The sequence below is a fragment of the Pseudomonas sp. DP-17 genome, assembly GCF_022380625.1.
GTDB lineage: Bacteria > Pseudomonadota > Gammaproteobacteria > Pseudomonadales > Pseudomonadaceae > Pseudomonas > Pseudomonas nitroreducens_A.
Map to the genome: position 1 here is coordinate 360,595 of NZ_JAKSXG010000002.1, position 23,991 is coordinate 384,585.

Annotated in this window: 4 protein-coding genes; 3 read left to right on the plus strand and 1 reads right to left on the minus strand. The window is 69.3% G+C overall.

Annotated features, from left to right (window positions below; all coding sequences use genetic code 11):
- Window positions 1-39: 39 nt before the first annotated feature.
- The 3 genes from MJ122_RS07245 to MJ122_RS07255 are packed head-to-tail and all read left to right on the plus strand — an operon-like array spanning window position 40 to window position 21,583.
- Window positions 40-12,840 carry a non-ribosomal peptide synthase/polyketide synthase gene (locus MJ122_RS07245; RefSeq protein WP_239743291.1) on the plus strand — a complete coding sequence of 4,267 codons (12,801 nt, stop codon included), beginning with the start codon at window positions 40-42 and terminating at the stop codon, window positions 12,838-12,840.
- Window positions 12,840-20,624, plus strand: a complete 7,785-nt coding sequence (locus tag MJ122_RS07250; RefSeq protein ID WP_239743293.1) for a non-ribosomal peptide synthetase — start codon at window positions 12,840-12,842, stop codon at window positions 20,622-20,624. Before MJ122_RS07245 ends, MJ122_RS07250 begins: the two co-directional genes overlap by 1 nt.
- Window positions 20,621-21,583: an alpha/beta hydrolase gene (locus tag MJ122_RS07255; RefSeq protein ID WP_239743295.1), complete on the plus strand. Its 963-nt coding sequence runs from the start codon at window positions 20,621-20,623 to the stop codon at window positions 21,581-21,583. The genes MJ122_RS07250 and MJ122_RS07255 overlap by 4 nt, the downstream gene beginning before the upstream one ends.
- 118 nt (window positions 21,584-21,701) lie before the next feature.
- On the opposite strand, the gene paaZ is transcribed toward MJ122_RS07255, so the two are convergent.
- Entirely contained in the window at window positions 21,702-23,753 is a 2,052-nt protein-coding gene (paaZ, locus tag MJ122_RS07260; RefSeq protein ID WP_239743298.1) for a phenylacetic acid degradation bifunctional protein PaaZ, read from the minus strand.
- Between the last annotated feature and the right edge of the window lie 238 nt (window positions 23,754-23,991).

Sequence of the window (23,991 nt, forward strand, 5' to 3'; positions counted from 1 at the left end):
GCGAGCCCCCACGCGCTCGCCGCCAGAACAGGTGATGTCATGAACGACCGTTACGAAGCCGCAGGAAACCTGGTCGAGGCCCTGCTGCAACGCGCCTGCGAAATGCCGCGCAAGACCGCCCTGCGATTCATCGCCGAGAACCTCGAACAGCCCATCAGCTTTCGCGAGCTGGACGAGCGCGCCCGTGCCATGGCCGCCTGGATGCTGCGCCACGGCCAGCAGGGCGACCGCGCCGTGCTGCTATTGCCCAGCGGCCCTGAATACGTCACCGCCTTCTTCGCCTGCCTCTACTCGGGGATCATCGCCGTGCCGGCCTATCCGCCGGAGTCGGTGCGCCCGCAGCACCTGGCGCGCCTGCGCTCGATCCTCGATGACGCCGAGCCCAGCCTGGTGCTCACTGACTCCACGCTGATCGAAGCGCTGCGCCCGGCCTGCGAGCGCGAGAACGGCGACAGCCCGCTGCTGCTGGCGGTGGACCAGGCCGACCCGGCGTTGGCCGTGGAGTGGCAGATGCCCGAGCTGGCCGATGACGACATCGCCTTCCTGCAGTACACCTCCGGCTCCACCTCGACGCCCAAGGGCGTGCAGGTCAGCCACGGCAACCTGGTCGCCAACGAGCGCCTGATCCGCCACGGCTTCGGTATCGGCGACGACGACGTGATCGTCAGCTGGCTGCCGCTGTTCCATGACATGGGCCTGATCGGCGGACTGCTGCAGCCCATCTACAGCGGCATCGAATGCGTGCTGATGTCGCCACGCTACTTCCTCGAACGCCCGCGCCGCTGGCTGGAAGCCATCGCTCGCTTCGGCGGCACCGTCAGCGGCGGCCCGGACTTCGCCTATCGACTGTGCTGCGAGCGGGTCAACGAAACCGCCCTGGAAGGCCTCGACCTGAGCAAATGGCGCGTGGCCTTCTCCGGCTCCGAGCCGATCCGCCCGGACACCCTGGAACGCTTCGCCGCCTGGTTCGCCCCGGCGCAGTTCGACGCCTCGTCCTTCTACGCCTGCTACGGCCTCGCCGAAGCCACCCTGTTCGTCACCGGCGGTGTGCGTGGCGAAGGCATTGCGCAGCTGGAAGTCGACCTCAACGCCCTGGGCGAGAACATCGCCCGCCCGGGCCGTGGTACCTCGCTGATCAACTGCGGCCGTACCCAGCCGGACCACGACGTGCAACTGGTCGACCCGGTGAGCGGCGAAACCCTCGGCCCGGACCGCGTCGGCGAAATCTGGAGCAGCGGCCCCAGCGTCGCCCTCGGCTACTGGCGCAACCCGGAAGCCAGCGCGCGCACCTTCGTCGAAAAGGACGGCCGCACCTGGCTGCGTACCGGCGACCTGGGCTTCCTGCACAACGACGAACTCTTCGTCACCGGCCGCCTGAAGGACATGCTCATCGTCCGCGGGCAGAACCTCTACCCGCAGGACCTGGAACGCTGCGTGGAAGAAGAGGTGGACCTGGTGCGCAAGGGCCGTGTCTCGGCTTTTGCCATCGAACACCAGGGCCGCGACGGTATCGGCATCGCCGCCGAGGTCGGGCGCAGCGTGCGCAAGCTGATCTCCGCCGAGGCGCTGGCCAAGGCCATCTCCGCCGCCGTGGCGGAAACCTTCCAGGAGGCGCCGTTGGTGGTGGCGCTGCTGGAGCCCGGCGCACTGCCCAAGACCTCCAGTGGCAAGCTGCAGCGCTCGGCGTGCCGTGCCCAGTTGCTGGACGGCAGTCTTCAGGCCTACGCGATCCAGCGTGCCGGCGAGCCGATCAGCGATGGCGCCAGCGTCAAGCCGGTCGCGCCGTTGTCCGCCCAGGAGCAAGTCATCGCCGCACTGTGGAGCGAAGTGCTGGAACTGCCGGCGATCCGCCGCGACGACAACTTCTTCGCCCTGGGCGGCAACTCCATCAAGGCCACCCAGCTGATGGCGCGGCTGCGCGAACGCCTCGGTCGCGCCGTGGAGCTGCGCCTGCTGTTCGAGGCGCCGGAACTGGGCGCCTTCGTCGCTGCACTGGCAGCACTGCCGGCCAGCGAAATCGAAGCCATTGCGCAGGTCCCGCGTGACGGCCTGTTGCCGCTGTCGCCCGCCCAGCGCCGCCTCTGGTTCCTCTGGAAGCTCGAGCCGGAAAGCGCCGTCTACCACATCGCCGGGCGCATGAACCTGCGCGGCGAATTGCGCCGCCCTGCTGTGGAACAGGCCTTCGCGATGCTGTTGGACCGCCATGAAACCCTGCGCAGCCGCTTCGTCGAGCAGGCGGACGGCGAGGTGTCGCTGAGCCTGTCCGAGGCGAACCAGGTCGAGCTGACCGAAAGCGACTTCAGCTCCCTGGGCAATGCGCGCCGTGACATCGCCGCCCGCGAGGATGCCGACGCCTTCGCCGCGCAACCGTTCGACCTGGCCGCCGGCCCACTGCTGCGCCTGCGCCTGCAGAACCTCGGCGGCGGCCGCCAGGCGCTGCTGCTCTGCGTGCACCACATCATCGCCGACGGCTGGTCGCTGAACCTGCTGCTGGACGAGTTCGCCGAGTGCTACCGCGCCATCGTCGAACAGCGTGAGCCGGTGCTGCCGGTCCTGTCGCGCCAGTACCTCGACCTCGCCGCCGCCCAGCAGAACAAGCTGGAAGCGGGTGAGGGCGCACGCCTGCTGGACTGGTGGAGCGAGCGCCTGGGCAGCCAGCATTCGCCGCTGGAGCTCCCGTTCGCGACCGGCGAAAAAGGCCAGAGCGCCGAGCTGATCGAGCGTGAAGTGGACGCCGATCTGACCGCTCAGTTGCGCGGCCTGGCCCAGGCCCACGGCGCGACCCTGCCGATGCTCCTGCTCAGCGCCTACAACCTGCTGCTGCAACGCTACAGCGGCCAGCACGACCTGCGCATCGGCCTGACCCAGGCCGGTCGCGAACAGCTCGACAGCGAGCGACTGGTCGGCTTCTTCGTCAACCTGCTGGTGCTGCGCAGCGAGCTGCCCGAAGGCGCCAGCCTGCGCGGCGTGCTCCGCCAGCTGCGCGACGACCTGCTGCAGGCCCAGGCGCACCAGGGCCTGCCGTTCGAACAACTGGTGGAAGCCCTGCAGCCCGAACGGGGCCACGGCCGCCATCCGCTTTGCCAGGTGGCATTCGACCACCAGTGGCAGCCGCGCGCCGGCAACGGCTTGCCGGGCGTCAGCGTGGAAGCGCTGGAACAGCTCGACCTGGAAACCCCGTTCGACCTGGTGCTGCGTGTCCGCGAAGGCGAGCAGTCTTTGCGCGTGAGCTTCTGCTACGCGAAGGAGCGCTACGCCGCAGCAGGCATGCAGCGCCTCGTCGGGCACTTCCTCGACCTGCTGCGCGCCTTGCCGCAGATGAATGCTGACGCCGTGCTGGACGCCCGCGACTGGCTGCCCGCCCGTGACTGGAGCATTGCCGTGGCCGGTGACGCGCCGGCGTTCGAGGCGCTGAGCGAGACTATCGCCGCCCAGGCCCGCCGTCATCCCGCCAAGGTCGCGCTGATCGACGCGCAGCGCGAAGTGAACTTCGCCGAGCTGGAGGATCGCTCCAACCGCCTGGCGCAACGCCTGATCCAGCGTGGTATCGGCCCGGAACGCCGGGTTGCCGTGGCGCTGCCGCGCGGCGTGGACATCCCGCTGGCCCTGCTGGCCGTCATGAAGGCCGGCGGCGCCTACCTGCCGCTGGACGTCGACTATCCCGAAGAGCGCCTGGCCTGGCTGATGCAGGACGCCGGGGTCGACCTGCTGCTGACCAACGCCGAGCTGGCCGAGCGCCTGCCGCTGCCCGAAGGTGTCGAGCGCCTGGTACTGGAGGAGGCGGACCTCGGCAATGCCCTGGCGGTGCGCCCGCTGGTGCGCATCCAGGCGCAGAACCTGGCCTACCTGATCTACACCTCCGGCTCCACTGGCCAACCCAAGGGCGTTGCCGTGGCCCACGGCGAGATCGCCGCGCACTGCCGCGCCATCGGCCAGCGCTACGCGATGACCAGCGAAGACCGCGAACTGATCTTCATGTCCTTCGCCTTCGACGGCGCCCACGAGCGCTGGCTCACCGCGCTGTCCCACGGTGGCAGCCTGCTGATCCGCAACGATGCGCTGTGGACCGCCGAACAGACCCTCGATCAACTGCGCCAGCATGAAGTGACGGTCGCTGCGTTCCCACCGGCCTACCTGCAGCAGCTGGCCGAACAAGCGACGGCTCTGGATAAAGAGCACGGCCATGCACCGAGCATGCGCATCTACTGCTTCGGTGGTGATGCCGTGCCGGAAGCGGCGTACCAGCTGGCGCACCAGGCGCTGAAGCCGCAACACCTGATCAATGGCTACGGCCCGACTGAAACCGTGGTCACCCCGCTGCTGTGGAAGGCCGACGCCCGCACCGTTTGCGGCGCTGCCTACGCGCCTATCGGCGAAGTGGTCGGCGAGCGCAGCCTGTACATCCTCGACGACCGTCTGCAGCCGCTGCCGCGCGGCGTGGCCGGCGAGCTGTACATCGGCGGGCATGGCCTGGCTCGCGGCTACCACCAGCGCGCCGGCATGACCGCCGAACGTTTCGTCGCCGATCCCTATGCCGACGGCCTTCGCCTGTACCGCAGCGGCGACCGCGTGCGCTGGCGTGAAGACGGCGCGCTGGACTACCTCGGCCGCGTCGACCAGCAGGTGAAGATTCGCGGCTTCCGCATCGAGCCGGGGGAGATCGAAGCCCGCCTGCGCGCGCTGCCCGGCGTGCGCGAAGCGGCGGTGATCGCCCGTGACAGCGAGCGCGGCAAGCGCCTGCTGGGTTACGTTTCCGGCGAGCACCTTGCCGAGGACGCGCTGAAAGCCGCCCTGCGCGCGCAACTGCCGGACTACATGGTGCCGACGCGCTTCCTCGTGCTGGAGCAGATGCCGCTTAACGCCAACGGCAAGATCGACCGCAACGCATTGCCTGAGCCACAGGACGCAGCCAGCACCACCGAGGCCCCGCGCGACGGCCTGGAAAGCCGTGTGGCGGCTGTCTGGGCCGAAGTGCTGGGCGTGCCGGCCGTAGGCCGTGAGGACGACTTCTTCGAGCTCGGCGGCCATTCGCTGCTGGCCACCCAAGTCATCTCCCGCCTGCGCCGTGACCTGGGCCGCGAAGTCCCGCTGCGCGATCTGTTCGAGGCCAGCCGCCTGGACGAATTCGCCGGCCGGCTCAGTGCGCTGAGCCTGAGTGCCCGCCCGCAGCTGCGGGCCGTGGCTCGTGATGGCAACCTGCCGCTGTCTGCCGCCCAGAGCCGCCTGTGGTTCTTCTGGCAGATGGAGCCGGCCAGCGCAGCCTACAACGTACCGGGTGCGCTGCGTTTGCGCGGCGCACTGGATGAGTCCGCGCTGCGCCGAGCCTTCGACGTCCTGGTCGAGCGCCACGAAACCCTGCGCACCACCTTCGATGAAGTGGATGGCCAGGCCTTCCAGCGCATCCAGCCGGCCCGGCCGCTGGACCTGGCGCGGGTCGACCTGTCCGCTGAAAAAGACGCCGAAGGTGCCGCACGCCAGCTGGCCCAAGTGGAAGCGCAGCGTCCGTTCGACCTGCGCAACGGCCCGCTGCTGCGCCTGACGCTGATGCGATTGTCTCCAAAAGAAGTGGCCGACGCCGACCACGTGCTGCTGCTGACCATGCACCACATCGTCTCCGATGGCTGGTCGATCCGCGTGCTGGTGGACGAGTTCAGCCGTCTCTACGGTGCCTTCGCCGCTGGCGAGGAGCTGCAACTGCCGGCGCTGCCGGTGCAGTACGCCGACTACGCCCAGTGGCAGCGCGAGCTGCTGGCGGGCGAGGAGGGCCAGCGCCAGCTGGGCTGGTGGACCGGACAACTGCATGGCGAGACGCCCGTGCTGGAACTGGCCGCCGACCGGCCGCGCCCGGCCGTGCAGAGCTACCGCGGCGGCAGCCTCGGCTTCAGCCTGGACGCCGGCCTTGGCGCGCGCCTCAAGCGCCTGGCCCGCGAGCAGGACGTGACCCTGTTCATGCTGCTGCTCGGCGCCTACGCCGTGCTGATGCAGCGCTACAGCGGCCAGCGCGACCTGCGCATCGCGGTGCCCATCGCCAACCGCCAGCAACTGGAAACCGAAGGGCTGATCGGCTTCTTCGTCAACACCCAGGTCATGCCGTTCGCACTGGCTGACGACGAATGCTTCGCCGCGCTGCTGGAGCGTCTCAAGCCGCTGGCCCTGGGCGCGCAAGCGAACCAGGACCTGCCGTTCGAACAGCTGGTGGAAGCGCTGCAGCCTGAGCGCAGCCTGGCCTACAACCCGCTGGTGCAGGTGAAGTTCAACTTCGGCTTCGACGTCAGCCGCCTGCCCGACGCCGGGTCGCTGAAGCTGGAACTGTTCAGCGAGGAACAGTACGGCGCGCGCTTCGACCTGGCCCTGGACATGGCCGAGGCGCTGGACGCCAGCGGCCAACCGGGCGATGAACTGCGCGGCAGCTTCGTCTATGCCCGCGACCTGTTCGACGAGGACAGCGTCGCTGCCATCGCCGGCCAGTTCGAGGCCCTGCTGCGCCAGCTGTGTGCCGAGCCGCAGCGCGCCCTCGGCGAGTTGCCCCGCCCGGTGGCCTCGCGCCGTCGTGGCGAAGTCAGGCAGTGGCCGCAGCAGGACGTGCTCGCGCTGTTCGCCGCGCAAGTGGCCGCGCAACCGGATGCCATCGCCGTGCAGGATGAGAGCGTGCGCTACAGCTACGCGGAGCTGGATGCGCGCACCAACCGCCTGGCCAACGCGCTGATCGACAGCGGCGTGGAGCAGGGCGAGTGCGTCGCCATCTGCCAGGAGCGCAGCGCGCAGTGGGTGCTCCTGCTGCTGGGCGTGCTCAAGGCCGGCGCCACCTACGTGCCGCTGGACCCGGCGCAACCGGCCGAGCGCCTGCGCCAGTTGCTCAAGGACAACCGCATTGGCTGCGTGCTGGTGAGCGAGCCTGCGCTGCTGGAAACCTTCGGTGACGCCGCCGCCCTGATCCCGGCCGGCGGCCCGGAGCAGGGCAGCGCCGCCGTACCTGCTCGGAGCATCGACCCGCAGAAGGCCGCCTACGTCATCTTCACCTCCGGCTCCACCGGCCAGCCCAAGGGCGTGCGCGTCAGCCACGGCGCGCTGGCGAACTACGTGCAAGCCGTGCTTGAACGCCTGCAACTGGACCAGGGCCGTGCCCGGGGCCTGGGCATGGCGATGGTGTCCTCGGTGGCGGCCGACCTCGGCCATACCACGCTGTTCGGCGCGCTGTGCAGCGGCGGCCGGCTGCACCTGGCCGATGCCCAGGCGGTCGCCGACGCCGAACGCTTCTCGCAGTTCATGCGCGACGTGGATGTGCTGAAGATCGTCCCCAGCCACCTTGCCGGCCTGCTGGCTGCCGCGCCCAATGCCGCCGCCGTGCTGCCACGGCGCCTGCTGGTGGTGGGCGGTGAGGCTTGCGACGGCGCGCTGCTGCAACCCATCCGCGAGCTGGCCCCGCGCCTGCGCATCGTCAACCACTACGGCCCCAGCGAATCCACCGTGGGCGTGCTGACCCACGAATGGTCGCTGGTGGATGATCTGCCGGCGGCCAGCCTGCCCATCGGTACGCCGTTGGCAAATACCGCCATCCGTGTGCTCGACGAGAACGGTCGCGACCTGCTGCCGGGCGTAGCGGGCGAGCTGTACATCGGCGGTGCCGGCCTGGCACTGGGCTACCTCGGTCTGCCGGAAATGACGGCGGAGCGCTTCGTAGAGATCGAAGGCGAGCGCCTGTACCGCAGCGGCGACCGTGTGCGCCTGAATCGGCGCGGCGAGGTGGAATTCCTCGGCCGCGTGGATGACCAGGTGAAGATCCGTGGCTACCGCGTCGAGCCGGGCGAACTGGCGCAAGCGCTCAAGCGCCTGCCCGGCGTGCGCGATGCCGTGGCCCTGGCCGAGCGTGAGGGCGACGGCCCGATGAGGCTGCTGGCCTGGGCCGTTGCAGAAGGGCAGAGCGTTGAAAGTCTGCGTGAAAGCCTGGCCGCCGAAGTCCCGGAATACCTGCTGCCGGCCCAGCTGATGCTGCTGGAACGCTTGCCGCTGAACGCCAACGGCAAGGTGGACCGCAAGGCCCTGCCGCGTGTCGAGACGGCTGCCAGGCCGTTGGACAGCGCGCCGCTCTCCGAGCTGGAACAGCGCATCGCCGACATCTGGCAGGCGGTGCTGAAGGTCGAGCGCGTCGGTGCGCAGGACAACTTCTTCGAACTGGGCGGCGACTCCATCCTCAGCCTGCAGATCATCGCGCGCATCCGCAAACTGGGTTACAAGCTCAGCCCGAAACAGCTGTTCGAGCGGCAGAGCGTCCGCCAGCTCGCGCAGTGGCTGGAAAGCCGCGCGCCGGCTGCCGCGGCGGCACCGGCTCCGGTGGCCGCCGTCAGCGGCGAGGTGGCCCTGTCGCCGGTGCAGGCGCGCTTCTTCGAACGCGTACCGAGCGCCCAGCGCCACCACTGGAACCAGGCGCTGCTGCTGCAACCGCGTGACGCGCTGGATGGCGACGCCCTGGCCCGTGCCCTGCACTGGCTGGTCGGCCAGCACGACGCACTGCGCCTGCGTTTCGACGGCAGCCGCCAGCGCTACGCGGAACAGGGACCGCTGGACATGACCCTGCTGTGGCGCCGCCGTGCCGCCGACGCCCGCACCCTGGAGCGCCTGTGTGATGACGCCCAGGCCAGCCTGGATCTCGCCAATGGCCCGCTGCTGCGCGCCATGCACGTCACCCTCGAAGAGGGTGGCGAGCGCCTGCTGCTGGTCATCCACCACCTGGCGGTGGATGGCGTGTCCTGGCGCATCCTGCTGGAAGACCTGCAGTACGCCTACCGCGAATTGCGCGCAGGCCGCACGCCGGCAGCGCTGCCGCGCAGCGACAGCTACCAGGCCTGGAGCGCCCGCCAGCAGGCGGCAGCCCATAGCGCTGAAGCGGCCGCCGAGCTCGATTACTGGCAAGGCGAACTGCGCGATGCACCACGACTGACCCGCGCCCGCAGCGACGCCCTGGCCACCTGGAAGGAGGCCGCCAACGCGCGCTTCAGCCTCGATGCCGAGAATACCCGCCAACTGCTCGGACCGGCACTGAAGGCGCAGCGCGTGCAGATCAACGACCTGCTGCTGACTGCACTGGCCCGCGCCCTGTGCGCCTGGACCGGCGAGACCTCCGCGCTGGTGGAGATGGAAGGCCACGGCCGCGATGCGGTCGATGGCGAAACGGCACTGGACCTGAGCCGGTCCGTCGGCTGGTTCACTGCTCTGTATCCGATCCGCCTGCAGGCCGGCGGTGAGCCGGGCGCGGACCTGCGCGCCACCCGCGAACACCTGCGCAACCTGCCGCGCGCCGGCATGGGTTACGGCCAGCTGCGCTATCTCAGCCAGCACGCGGCCAGCCTGCGCGACCTGCCGGCGCCGCAGGTCACCTTCAACTACCTCGGCCAGCTCGACCAGGCGTTTGCCGACGCCGACTTCCTGCCGGCCTTCGAAGGCGTGGGTTGCAGCCAACCGCTGAATGCTGCGCTGGGCAATGCATTGGTCTACGCCGGTCGGGTGCTGGGCGGTGAGCTGAGCCTGGAAGTCACCTACAGCAGCGCGATGTTCGACGCTGCCGACATCGACGAGCTGCAAGCGCTGCTGCGCGCCGAGCTGCAAGCGCTGGTCGCCTATTGCCTGAATACCCCACGCAAGCTGGAAGCCAGCGAGTTGCCGCTGCTCGGCCTCGACCAGCAGCAGCTCGATGCGCTGCCGCTGCCGGCTGGTGTGGACGATCTCTATCCGCTGTCGCCGATGCAGCAGGGCATGCTGTTCCACGCCCTCGACGTGCCGGGTTCCTCGCTCTACGTCAACCAACTGCGCGTTGACCTCGACGGCCTCGATGAAGCCTGCTTCCTCGACGCCTGGCGCGCGGTCGTCGCCCGCCACGCCAACCTGCGCACCGGCTTCCTCGCCAGCGCGGATGCGGCGCCGCTGCAGTTCGTCCTGCGCCACGTGCAACTGCCGGTGCAGTCCTTCGACTGGCGCGATCAGCAGGTTGGCGAACAGCAGCTCGACAGCGTCGCGGATGCCCAACGCAACCTCGGCTTCGACCTGGCCAAGCCACCGCTGCAGCGCCTGGCGCTGGTGCGTCTGGGCGAGCGCCGCTACCACCTGATCTGGACCTGCCACCACCTGCTGCTGGACGGCTGGAGCAGCGCGCGACTGATCGGCGAAGTGCTCGCGCTTTACCGAGGCGAAACGCTGCCGGTACCTGCCGCGCAGTACGGCGACTACATCGCCTGGCTGCACGCCCAGGATGGCGCTGCGGGCGAAACCTTCTGGCGCGAACGCCTGAAGGACTTCGATGAGCCGACCCTGCTGGCCACCGCCTGCACCGCCGGCTTCCGCGACGAGCCGCTGCGCAAACTGCACAGCCGCCTCGACAGCGCACCGCTGCAACGCTTCGCCCAGGCCCAGCGCATCACCCTCAACACCCTGGTGCAGGGTGCCTGGGCGCTGCTGCTGCAACGTTACTGCGGCCAGCGCAGCGTCACCTTCGGCGCCACCGTGGCCGGGCGACCGGCCACCTTGCAGGGGGCGGAGGAGAGCCTCGGCCTGTTCATCAACACGTTGCCGATCCTGCAAAGCCCGGATGACGCCCAGCGCGTCGGCGACTGGCTGCGCCAGCTGCAGGCCTTCAACCTCGACGTGCGCGAATTCGAGCACACGCCGCTGTACGACATCCAGCGCTGGGCCGGCCGCGCCGGGCAGGCGCTGTTCGACAGCCTCATCGTGTTCGAGAACTTCCCCATGGACGCAGCGCTGTCTTCCTCCAGCGAGGACGACCTGCGCATCCTCGGCCACCACCCGGTGGATGGCACCAACTACGCCCTGGCCCTGGTGGCCAGCGCCGGCGAGCAGCTGGACGTGCGCTACACCTACCGCGCCGACCGCCTGAGCGCATGCCAGGTCGAGCAGCTGCGTGGCCACTTCGAGCACCTGCTGCTGACCCTGGTGGAAGACGCCGAACGCCCGCTGGGCCGTGTCAGCCAGCTCACCAGCGAAGAGCGCAGCACGCTGCTGCAACGCTTCAACGACACCGAGGCGACGTTCCCGGCTGATGTGCAGCTGCAGGAGCTGATCGAGCGCCAGGTGGCCGCGACCCCGGATGCGCTGGCCCTGCAGTTCGCTGACGAGTGCCTGAGCTACGCCCGGCTCAATGCCCGCGCCAACCAGCTCGCGCATTGGCTGCGCGGCCAGGGCGTCGGGCCGGATGTGCTGGTCGGCGTGGCCGCCGAGCGCTCGCTGGAACTGGTGGTGGCCCTGCTGGGCATCGTCAAGGCCGGCGGCGCCTACGTGCCGATGGACCCGGACTACCCGCAGGAGCGCCTGCAGCACATGCTGACCGATAGCGGCGTGAGTCTGCTGCTGACCCAGCAACACCTGCTGGATCGCCTGCCGACGAGCGATGCCCGATTGATCTGCCTGGACAGCCAGTGGAGCGAGATCGCCACGGCCTCCGAACAGAACCCTACCATCGCCGGCAGCCCGCAGAATCTTGCGTACCTCATCTACACCTCCGGCTCTACCGGCAGACCCAAGGGCGCCGGCAACAGCCATCGCGCACTGGTCAACCGCTTGCACTGGATGCAGAAAGCCTACGCGCTGGATGCCTCCGACCGCGTGTTGCAGAAGACGCCGTTCAGCTTCGACGTGTCGGTGTGGGAGTTCTTCTGGCCGCTGATGACCGGAGCGGCGCTGGTGGTGGCTGCGCCCGGCGCGCACCGCGATCCGACGGCACTGCGCCAGGTGATCGAGGCGGGGCAGGTCACTACGCTGCACTTCGTGCCGTCGATGCTGCAAGCCTTCGTCGCTTCCGGCGAACTGGAGCGCTGCCCGTCGCTGTTGCAGGTGATGTGCTCCGGCGAGGCGCTGTCCTTTGATCTGCAACAGCAGTTCCTCCAGCGCAGCAGCGCGAAGCTGCACAACCTCTACGGCCCGACGGAGGCGGCAATCGACGTCAGCTTCTGGGCCTGCATTGATGCCAACGCGCGGCACGTCGTGCCCATCGGCCGGCCCATCGACAACCTGCGCCTGGTGCTGCTGGACGAGCGCCTGGAACCGGTGCCGCAAGGCGTGGCCGGCGAGCTGTACATCGGCGGGGTGGGCCTGGCACGCGGCTATCACGCGCGCCCCGGCCTGACCGCCGAGCGCTTCGTCGCCGATCCCTTTGGGAGCGGTGAACGCCTCTATCGCACCGGCGACCTGGCTCGCCAGCGCGAAGACGGCGCCATCGAGTACCTGGGGCGCCTCGATCACCAGGTGAAGATTCGCGGCCTGCGCATCGAGCTGGGTGAGATCGAGGCCCGCCTGCAAGCGCAGCCGGAGGTCAGCGAAGCGGTGGTGGTGGCGAAGGACGGCGTGCTGCTGGCCTACGTGGTCGCCAGCGCCGAGCCCGAAGCCCTGCGCCAGGTGCTGCAAGGCGAGCTGCCGGACTACATGGTGCCGTCGCGGATCATCGCCCTCGACGCCATGCCGCTGTCGCCCAACGGCAAGCTGGATCGCAAGGCCCTGCCGGACCCGCAACTGGGCGAGCGCCTGCGCGAGTACGTGGCGCCGCGCAGCGACCTGGAAGTGGAGCTGGCCGGCATCTGGCAGCACGTACTGCAGGTGGATCGCGTTGGCCTGCACGACGACTTCTTCGAACTGGGCGGCCATTCGCTGCTGCTCACCCAGGTTGGCCTGACCCTGCGTCAGCGCCTGGGCCTTGAGTTGCCGCTGCATCGCCTGTTCGAGCTGAGCAATATCGAGGCGCTGGCCGCCTGGATCGAAACCCAGCGGGCAAGCTCCGCCAGCGCGGAAGAGGAACTGGACCTGATGGACGAACTGCTCGGCGAGTTGGAGAACCTGTAATGACCCACCCGATGGACGCCCAGCTGAAGCAGGTCGCGGAGCGCCTTGGCGCGCTGCCCGAGGACAAGCAGATCGTCTTCCTGCGTCAGCTTCGCGAGAAAGGCGTGAGCCTCTCGCGCCTGCCGATCCTCCGCGAGGGGCGCGAGCATGCGCCGCTCTCGGCGGCCCAGGCGCGCCTGTGGTTCCTCTGGCAGATGGAGCCGCACAGCGCCGCCTACAACATTCCGGCCGCCGTGCGCCTGCGCGGCTCGCTGGACGAGGGTGCGCTGGAGCGCGCTTTCACTGCGCTGATCGCGCGGCACGAGAGCCTGCGTACGGTCTTCCGAGAAGTGGAAGGCGAGGTGAAGCAATGCATCCTGCCTCCCTGCACGCCAAGCCTGGAGCGCCGCGAGTTCAGCGAAGAAGCTGCCGCTCGCGACTGGCTGCAGAGTGCCGCCCAAGGCGCCTTCAATCTCGCCGAAGGCCCGCTGCTGCGCCTGCACCTGGCGCGCCTGCCGGGTGAAGCGCTGCTGCTGGTGAACCTGCACCACATCATTGCCGATGGCTGGTCCATCGGCGTGCTGATCGATGAGTTCGCCGTGCTGTACAGCGCCGAGGTGCAGGGCGCGAAAGCCGAGCTGGCCGAGCTGCCGGTCCAGTACAGCGACATGGCCCGCTGGCAGCGCCTGTGGCTGGCGGCCGGCGAGGGCGAGCGGCAGCTTGCCTACTGGAGGGAGCAGCTGGGTGACGAATCCCTGCTGCTGACCCTGCCGGGTGACCGGCCGCGCCCGCTGGTGCAGAGCTATCGCGGCGCCACCTTCGACTTCGAGCTGCCGCGCGAACTGAGCGAAGCGCTGCGCGACCTGGCGCGCGGGCAGGGCGCGACGCTGTTCATGCTGATCCTCGCGGCCTATCAACTGTTGCTGTCGCGCTACAGCGGCCAGCGCGAGCTGCGTGTCGGCGTGCCCATCGCCGGCCGTGGCCGTGCCGAGAGCGAGCGGCTGATCGGTTTCTTCGTGAATACCCAGGTACTGTCCGCGCGCATCGACGGCGACGAAACCTTCAGCGCGTTCCTGACCCGCACCCGGGAAGCCGTTCTTGGCGCCCAGGCCAACCCGGACCTGCCGTTCGAGCAACTGGTGGATGCGCTGCAACCCGAGCGCAGCCTGAGCTACAACCCGCTGTTCCAGGTGGCCTGCAACCACCAGCCGAGCCGTCGCGATGCGCTGCGCGAGCTGCCTGGCGGCCTGCAGCTGGAAAGCCTGGAGCTGGACAGCGGCATCGCCAAGTTCGACCTGACCCTGAACACCGAGGAAAGCCGCGACGGCCAGGTCCGCGGGCAGTTCATGTACGCCACCGACCAGTTCGACGCGGCGACCATCGAGCGCCTCGCCGGGCACTTCCTCAACCTGCTGCGCGGCCTGGTTGCCGACCCGCACTGCCCGGTGGCGCGCCTGCCGCTGCTCGATGGCAGCGAGCGTGAGCAGTTGCTCTACGGCTGGAACGACAGCGCGATGGACTACCCGCGCGAGGCCTGCCTGCACCAGCTGATCGAACAGCAGGTGCAGCGCTCGCCCGCTGAGGTGGCGCTCACCGACGGCCAGCGCAGTTTCACTTACGCCGAACTCAACGGCCGCGCCAACCGCCTCGCGCACTGGTTGCGCGAGCAGGGCGTCGGCCCTGACAGCCGCGTCGGCGTGGCGCTGGAGCGCTCCGTCGAACTGCCCGTGGCTTTGCTCGCCGTGCTCAAGGCGGGGGGCGCCTACGTGCCGCTGGACCCGGAGTTCCCCGCCGAGCGCCTGGCGCACATGCTCGAAGACGGCGACGTACGCCTGCTGCTGACCCAGCAGCACCTGCTCGGCGAGCTGCCGCAGACCGGCGCCCGCGCGTTCTGCCTGGACCGCGACTGGGCGCAGCTGGATGGCTACGCCGACAGCGACCTGCACAACCTCGCGACGCCGGATGACCTGGCCTACGTCATCTACACCTCCGGCTCCACCGGCAAGCCCAAGGGCGTCGCGGTGCGCCACGGCGGGGTGGTCAACTTCATGCTCAGCATGGCCCGCGAGCCGGGCCTGGAGGCGCAGGACCGCGTGCTCGCGCTGACTTCGCTGTCCTTCGACATCTCCGCGCTGGAGCTGTACCTGCCGCTGCTGGTGGGCGGCCGCGTGGTGCTGGTGGACCGCGATGTCGCCCGCGACCCGTCGCGCCTGCTCGGCGTGGCGCTGGAGCAGGGCGTGACGGTGATCCAGGCGACCCCGAGCACCTGGACGCTGCTCAGCGGTCACGAGGACTTCCCGCGCCTGACCGGCTGCCGCTTCTTCTGCGGCGGCGAGGCGCTGTCCGCCGAGCTGGCCGACAAGCTCACCGCGCAGACCGAGGCGTTGTGGAACCTCTACGGCCCCACCGAAACCACCATCTGGTCGGCGGCCTGGAAGATCGACAAGGGCGCCCGCGCGCTGCTCGGCAAACCCATCGCCAATACCCAGCTGTATATCCTCGATGGCGAGCTGCAGCCGGCGCCCATCGGTGTGGCGGGCGAGCTGTACATTGCCGGTGACGGCCTGGCGCGCGGCTACCACGGGCGCCCGGAGCTGACCAACGAGCGCTTCGTCGCCGATCCCTACGGTAGGGAATCCGGCGCGCGCATGTACCGTACCGGCGATCTGGCGCGCTGGCGTGCGGACGGCGTGCTGGAGTACCTCGGCCGCATCGACCACCAGGTGAAGATTCGCGGCTTCCGTATCGAGCTGGGCGAGATCGAATCCCGCCTGCTGGGCCAGCCCGGCGTGCGCGAGGCGGTGGTGATCGCCCGCGACGCGGGAGCGGTGAAGCAACTGGTGGGCTATGTGACCGGGCAGATCGAAAGCGACCTGCGCGCTGCGCTGCTGGAAGAACTGCCGGACTACATGGTCCCCGCGCAGATCGTCGCGCTCGAGCGCATGCCCCTGACGCCCAACGGCAAGCTCGACCGCAAGGCGCTGCCGGAGCCGGACTTCAGCCTGCTGCAGAAGCGCTATCGCGCGCCGGAAAGCCCGCGCGAACAGGCCCTGGCGGCCATCTGGTGCGCGGTGCTGGGCCTGGAACGGGTCGGCCTGGACGACAACTTCTTCGAGCTGGGCGGCGACTCCATCGTCTCCATCCAGGTGGTCAGCCGCGCCCGCGCCGCCGGCCTGCAACTGAGCCCCAAGGACCTGTTCCAGCACCAGACCCTGCAAGCTCTGGCCCGTGTGGCCGCTGACTACGTCGCCGTGGAAACCCCGGCCACCCCGGCCACCCCGGCGGCCATCGCCGCGCCGGACGCGGTGCAACTCGCCGCCCTCGGCCTGAACCCGGCCGGGATCGAAGACCTCTACCCGCTGTCGCCCATGCAGCAGGGCATGCTGTTCCACGGCGTGGACGGCAGCGAAGGCGGCGTCTACGTCAACCAGCTGCGCGTGGAAGTGCAGGGGCTGGACGTCGAGCGCTTCCGAGCGGCCTGGCAGGCCGCGCTGGATGCCCATGACAACCTGCGGGCCGGCGTGCACTGGCAAGGCCTCGACAAGCCGCTGCAGGCCGTGCACAAGCACGTCGAGCTGCCGCTGGAGGTGCTCGACTGGCGTGGCCGCGAAGACCTGGGCGCAGCGCTGGACGAACTGGCCGCCGCCGAACGCAGCCGCAGCTTCGACCTGGAGCGCCCGCCGCTGCTGCGCCTGGTACTGGTGCGCAGCGACGAAGTCAGCCACCAGTTGGTCTACACCCATCACCACATCCTGCTCGATGGCTGGAGCAATGCCCAACTGTTCGCCGAGGCACTGCGTCGCTACAACGGCGAGACCATCGCCGAGCAGGGCCGCTACCGCGACTACATCCACTGGCTGCAAGCCCAGGACCCGCAGCAGGCGCAGGACTTCTGGAGCGCGCGCCTGCACGGATTCGCCCAGCCCACCGTGCTGGCCGACAGCCTGCCGCGCCCGGCCGAAGGCAGCGGTCACGGCCTGGAGTACAGCCGCTACGACGCGGCGGCCACCGAGCGCCTGAAAGCCTTCGCCCGCAGCCAGCGGGTGACGCTCAATACCCTGGTGCAGGCGGCGTGGATTCTCCTGCTGCAACGCTACACCGGGCAGCAGCGCGTCGCCTTCGGTGCCACCGTGGCCGGCCGCCCCGCGCAACTGGCCGGCGCCGACAGCCTGCTGGGCCTGTTCATCAACACCCTGCCCATCGTCCAGGCGCCGGCCGAGCATGCTGACCTGGGCGACTGGCTGCGCGAGCTGCAGGCCTACAACCTGGACGTGCGCGAGTTCGAGCACACGCCGCTGTACGACATCCAGCGCTGGGCCGGCCAGGCCGGGCAGGCGCTGTTCGACAGCATCATCGTGTTCGAGAACTACCCGGTCGACGCGGTACTGCGCAGCGCCCAGGGGCCGCGCTTCGGCGAACTGAAGTCGAAGGACGAGACCAGCATCCCGATGGACCTCGCCGTGCGCGTCGGCGACCGGCTGGAGATCGAGTACCAGTACCTGCGCGCACACTTCAGCGCACCCGCGGTGGCACGGCTGCGCGGCAACATGGAGCAGGTGCTGGACAGCCTGCTGCATGGCGCGGGCAAGCGCGTCGGCGAGCTGCAATGCCTGTCAGCCAGCGATCGCGCGGCCCTGGCCGCCTGCCGTGGCCCGCACCAGACGCTGCCGCCAGCCGAGCCGGTGCACCTGGCGATTGCGCGTCAGGCCGCTCTGCGCGGCGATGAGGTGGCGCTGATCTGCGGCGACGAGGCAATCGACTACGCGGCGCTGGAGCGCGACTCCAATCGCCTGGCCCATCGCCTGATGGCGCTGGGCGTCGGCCCGGAAGTCCGTGTCGGCGTGGCCCTGCCGCGCAGCGTGCGCATTCCATTGGCGCTGCTGGCGGTGCTCAAGGCCGGCGGTGCCTACGTGCCGCTGGACGCCGAGTACCCGCGCGAGCGCCTGGAATTCCAGATGAGTGACGCCGGCATCGCGCTGCTGATCACCGACAGCCGCCTGCGCGAACGCCTGCCGCTACCGGCTGGTGTGCAATTGCTGGAGCTGGACGGTCTTGATCTCAGCGCAGAGGACAGCGATCTGCCGGTGGTGGGCCTGGAGCCGGAAAACCTCGCTTACCTGATCTACACCTCCGGCTCCACCGGCAAGCCCAAGGGCGTGGCGGTGAGCCACGGCCCGCTGGCCATGCACTGCGCGGCCATTGGCGAGCTGTACCAGATGGATGCAGCGACCCGCGAGCTGCACTTCATGTCCTTCGCCTTCGACGGCGCCCACGAGCGCTGGCTGACTACCCTGGTCCATGGCGGCAGCCTGGTATTGCGCGGCGATGAGCTGTGGACCCCGGAGCAGACCTACCGCGTGCTGCACGACAAGCAGGTCAGCGTCGCGGCCTTCCCTCCGGTCTACCTGCAACAGCTGGCCGAGCATGCCCTGCGTGACGGCAATCCGCCGCCGGTGCGCATCTACTGCTTCGGCGGCGACGCGGTGCCCAATGCGAGCTTCGAACTGGCCAAGCGCGCGCTGCGCGCCGAACACCTGATCAATGGCTACGGCCCCACGGAAACGGTGGTTACGCCGCTGCTGTGGAAGGCCGACCGCGCCACCGCCTGCGATGCCGCCTATGCACCCATCGGCAAGGGCGTCGGCGCGCGCAAGCTGTACATCCTCGACGAGCAACTGCGCCAGGTGCCGCTGGGCGTCGCGGGCGAGCTTTACATCGGCGGCGACGGCCTGGCGCGCGGTTACCACGAGCGTGCCGGCCTGACTGCCGAGCGCTTCGTCGCCGATCCGTTCGATGCGAGCGGTGGCCGCCTGTACCGCTCCGGCGACCTGGTGCGCGGCCGCGCCGATGGCGTGATCGACTATGTCGGGCGGATCGACCACCAGGTGAAGATCCGCGGCTTCCGCATCGAGCTGGGTGAGATCGAGGCGCGCCTGCAGGATCACCCGCAGGTGAGCGAGGCACTGGTGGTCGCCCGCGACGGTATCAGCGGCAAGCAGCTGGTCGGCTACGTGGTGGGTGAAGCGGAAGGCGACGCGCTGCGCAGCTTCCTCCGCGAGCAGGTGCCGGACTACATGGTGCCGGCGCAGATACTGCGGCTGGAGCGATTCCCGCTGTCGCCCAACGGCAAGATCGACCGCAAGGCGCTGCCCGAACCGAGCTGGCAGGGTGAGGCCTACGAGGCACCACGCAATGAGCGCGAGCGCGCCCTGTCGGCCATCTGGCAGGACGTGCTGCAGGTGGAGCGCGTGGGCATCCGCGACAACTTCTTCGACCTGGGCGGCGATTCCATCCTCAGTCTGCAGATCGTCTCCCGCGCTCGCCAGGCGCTGGGCGAAGGCGTGGAAATCCGCCTGCGCGACCTGCTGCAGTACCAGACCATCGCCGGTCTGCTGGAGCGCGCCGAAAACGTTGCGGAGGTAGCACCGACGTTGGCCGTGGAGGTCGTCGATGACGGCGAGTCCTTCGGCCTGGTGCCGATCCAGCAATGGATGTTCGAGCAGCAATTGGAGGAGCCCGACCACTTCAACCAGGCGGTGCTGCTGGAGTGCCGCCAGCGTCTGGATGCGGATGCGCTGGAAGCGGCGCTGCAAGGCCTGCTGGCCGAACACGGCAGCCTGCGTCTGTCCTTCGGCCGTGGCGCGGATGGCCAGTGGCGCCAGCGTTATCGCGAAGCCAGCGAGATCACCGGCGCGCTGCTCTGGCAACGTCAGGCGGCGAACGCCGAGGAGGCGCTGCTGATCGCCAACCAGGCACAGCGCAGCTTGGACCTCGGTGAAGGCCGGCTGCTGCGCGGCGTGCTCACCGACATGGCCGACGGCACCCAGCGCCTGCTGCTGGTGATCCATCACCTGGGCGTGGACGGCGTGTCCTGGCGCATCCTGCTGGAGGAGCTGCAACAGCGCTACGCCGCGCAGGTCACCGGCGAGCCCGCGCCACGCTTCGAACGCACCAGCACCTACCGGGCCTGGGCCGAAGGGCTGCGCGAGTACGCCGACAGCCAGCTGGCCCAGGCCGACCTGCCGTACTGGCTGGAGCAGACCGAAACCGAGGGCCTTGGGGAGCCGCACCGCGACAACCCCCGCGGCGCCGAGCGCATGGCGCATTTGGAGCAGCTGTTCCTGCGCCTGGACCGCCAGCAGACCCAGCGCCTGCTGAAGGTGGCGCCGGAGGCTTACCGCACGCAGATCAACGACCTGCTGCTGACCGCACTGGGCCGCACGCTGTGCCAATGGTGCGACAGCGAGTCGGTGCTGATCGGCCTGGAAGGCCATGGCCGCGAGGACATTCTCGACGCGGTCGATCACAGCCGCACGCTGGGTTGGTTCACCAGCCTGTTCCCGCTGCGCCTGACGCCGGGGCAGGGCGACTACGCCCAGGCCATCCCGGCGATCCGCCAGCAGCTGCGCGCGGTGCCGGACAAGGGGATCGGCTACGGCGCCCTGCGCTATCTGGGCGACAGCGCGCTGCGCCGCCAGCTCGCCGCGCGCGCGGAGCCGCGGGTCACCTTCAACTACCTCGGCCAGTTCGACCAGAGCTTCGATGACCAGGCGCTGTTCGTGCCGCTGCAGGAGAAGCCCGGCGACACCTATGCCGCCAGTACGCCGATGAACAACTGGCTGGAGATTGTCGGCCAGGTCTACGACGGCGAGTTGACCCTGCGCTGCATGTTCAGCCGCCGGGTGTTCCGCCCGTCGCGCATCGAGGCGCTGATGGCGCAGCTGCGCACGGAACTCGAAGGGGTGATCAGCCATTGCTGCGCCCAGGTCGAAAGCGGCGCGCGCAAGGAGCAGGCCACGGTATGAACGCATTGATGAAAGAGGTCGGCATGCTGCACCCGGAGATTTCCGCCTTCCTGGACATGGTCGACGACGGCCGCCGCGCGGGTCGTCCGGCGCTGCATGAACTGCCGGTGGAGCTGGCGCGGCAGGACTTCGAGGCTTCCTCGGAGTCGCTCAAGGCCGGCGCGCCGTCGATGCCGGTGGAGGAACTGCTGGTCCCGGCGCGCGAAGGCCGGCAACTGCCGGTTCGCCTGTACCGCGCCGTGGGGGCTGGCGACGGGGCGATCCTGTACTTCCATGGGGGTGGTTACACGGTCGGCAGCCTGGATTCCCACGATGGCTTGTGCCGGCTGCTGGCGAAGTACTGCGATTGCGCGGTGATTTCGGTGGGCTACCGATTGGCACCGGAAGCGCCGTTCCCGGCCGCTACCCACGATGTGCGCGATGCCTGGAATTGGCTGCTGGATTCGGCCGCCAGTCTCGGCCTGAATCCGCGCCGCCTTGCCGTTGGCGGTGACAGCGCGGGCGCCACGCTGGCTACCGTGCTCTGCGCCGAGTTGGCCGGCGAGGGCGCCGGGCAACCCTGCGCCCAGCTGTTGTTCTATCCGGCGGCGGACGCCAGTGTACGCAGCGAATCCCAGGAGTTGTTCGCCGAAGGTTATCTGCTGGAGACGGCCAGCCTGGAATGGTTCTACGAACACTACCTGCCCGACGTTACGCAGCGCCGTGATTGGCGCTGCTCGCCGATTCATGGCGGTGTGGCGCTGCAAGGCAGCGCGCCGGCACTGCTGCTCGCAGCCGAGTTCGACCCCTTGCTGGACGAAGGCCTGGCCTACGCCCGAGCGCTGTTGGAGCAGGGCGTGGAAGTGGAGGCGGAGCGCTGCTGCGGGATGACCCATGACTTCCTGCGCATGGGCAACCTGGTGCCGGAGGTGGAGGGGTATTACCGGCGCGTGGCGGAGTTTCTTGCGGCGCGCTGGTGACAGGGCTCTGCCTTGAGTGCGGTTCGCCAGTGAGCTCGCTCCTGCTGGGGGAGCGCGGGTATAAAAAAACCGGCCCGAAGGCCGGTTGAGGGACTCTGGAGTCGCTGCGCTCAGCGCATCACGCGCGCTTGAGCACCAGGGTCAGGATGTCGTAGCTGGCGACCAGCTCGCCCAGCTGGTTGGTGACCTCCACGTCCCAGGCCACCACGCCCTGCGGCTCGCCCTTGGGGCTCTTCTTGCCCTGGTCGATCTTGCGCTTGCAGGTCAGGCGGGCCTGGATGGTGTCGCCGATGCCCACCGGGTTGATGAAGCGCAGGGTGTCCAGGCCGTAGTTGGCCAGCACCGGGCCGACGCCGGGGGAGACGAACAGGCCGGCCGCTGCCGAGAGTACGAAGTAGCCATGGGCGATGCGCTTGCCGAACTGCGAGTCCTTGGCCGCCAGCTCGTCGAAATGCATGTAGAAGTGGTCGCCCGACAGGCAGCCGAAGTTCACCAGGTCGGCTTCGGTGACGGTGCGGCGATGGGTCAGCAGCGATTCGCCGATCTTCAGGTCGTCGAAGAAGCGGCGGAACGGGTGTACCTCGGTCTCGTAGACCTTGGCGCCGCGCACGTATTCGCCGGTGACGGCCATCAGCATGCTCGGCGAACCCTGTACGGCGGTGCGCTGCAGGTAGTGCTTCACCGCGCGCAGGCCGCCCAGTTCTTCACCGCCGCCGGCGCGGCCGGGACCGCCGTGCTTGAGCACCGGCAGCGGCGAGCCGTGGCCGGTGGATTCGGCGGCGGATTCGCGGTCGAGGATGTGCAGGCGGCCGTGCAGTGCGCCCATGGCCGGAACGACTTTCGCCGCGACCTGCGGGTCGCGGGTGATCAGGCTGGCCACCAGGCTGCCCTTGCCGCGCGCGGCCAGGGCGACGGCTTCATCGATGTCGTCGTAGGCCATCAGGGTGGTCACCGGGCCGAACGCCTCGATGTCGTGGGCGCCGCCTTCGGCGTGCGGATCGCGGCTGCGCAGCAGGGTCGGGGCGAAGAACGCGCCTTCGTTGACGCCCTCGCCACGGGGGGCGAAGCCGTCTTTCGCGCCGAACAGCAGATCGCTGGATTTAAGCAGGGCTTCGACGCGCTCGGCGACGTCGGCCTGCTGCGCGTGGGAAGCCAGGGCGCCCATCTTCACGCCTTCCACCGATGGATCGCCGACCACCACCTTGGCCAGGCGCTCACGCAGGCGTTCGGCGACGGCGTCGGCATGCCTGGCGGGGACGATGGCGCGGCGGATGGCGGTGCATTTCTGCCCGGCCTTGACGGTCATCTCGCGGGCCACTTCCTTGACGAAGAGGTCGAACTCTTCGTCATCCGGGGTGATGTCCGGTGCGAGGATGGCGCAGTTGAGCGAGTCGGCCTCGGCGTTGAACGGCACCGAGTTGCGGATCAGGTTGGGGTTCACGCGCAGCTTGGCGGCGGTGTCGGCGGAGCCCGTGAAGGTCACCACGTCCTGGCCCTGCAGGCGGTCCAGCAGGTCGCCGGTGCCGCCGATGATCAACTGCAGGCTGCCGGCCGGCAGCAGGCCGGACTCGTGCATCAGGCGCACGGCGGCCTCGGTGATATAGCTGGTGGCAGTCGCCGGTTTGACGATGCACGGCATGCCGGCGAGGAAGCTCGGCGCGAACTTCTCCAGCATCCCCCAGATGGGGAAGTTGAAGGCGTTGATGTGCACCGCGATGCCGCCGCGCGGCACCAGGATGTGGCTGCCGGCGAACTTGCCGGTCTTGCCCAGCGGGATCGCCGGGCCTTCGTGGACGACGTTGCCCGACGGCAGCTCGCGGCCACCGACGCCGGCGTAGGCGAACAGGGTGCCGGCACCGCCTTCGATGTCGATCCAGCTGTCGGCGCGGGTGGCGCCGCTGTGGCGGGAAATCTCGTAGAGCTGTTCCTTGCGCTCGGTCAGGTACAGCGCCAGGGCCTTCAGGCGCTGGGCGCGCTGCTGGAAGTCCATGGACATCAGTTCCTTGAGGCCCTGCTCGCGGGCGTGGGCGACGGCCTGCCCGAAATCCAGTGCCTCTTCGTGGGTGCGCGCGACGGTCTGGCCGTTGAGCGCGCTACGCAGCGCCTGGGCGCCATGCTGGCCGACCCAGCGGCCGCCGATGAAACTTTGCAGGATTGGCTCTTGGGCCATGGTTGTCTTCCTCCGGATCGCTACGCAAGGGGACCGGCTGCTGCCGGTGACCGCCGCGCCGGGTCGGCGTCGGCGGCGCGTTGTCAGGTGGCGGTACGAGCCGCCGGATAAGGGCCGCCAAGTCCTTGTGGGCCGTTGGCGGTTGGAACATGAACGATTCGTCGTGGGACGGGGCCGAGGGGGGGGGGGGGGGGCCGCCCACCCCAAACCAGAACCCCCCCGGGGGGGGCGGCCGCAC

Bases quoted from the DNA above. Each gene is read 5' to 3' on its own strand.
- MJ122_RS07255 (WP_239743295.1), top strand. From the start codon at position 20,621: ATGAACGCATTGATGAAAGAGGTCGGCATGCTGCACCCGGAGATTTCC.
- MJ122_RS07245 (WP_239743291.1), top strand. From the start codon at position 40: ATGAACGACCGTTACGAAGCCGCAGGAAACCTGGTCGAGGCCCTGCTG.
- MJ122_RS07250 (WP_239743293.1), top strand. From the start codon at position 12,840: ATGACCCACCCGATGGACGCCCAGCTGAAGCAGGTCGCGGAGCGCCTT.
- paaZ (WP_239743298.1), bottom strand. From the start codon at position 23,753: ATGGCCCAAGAGCCAATCCTGCAAAGTTTCATCGGCGGCCGCTGGGTC.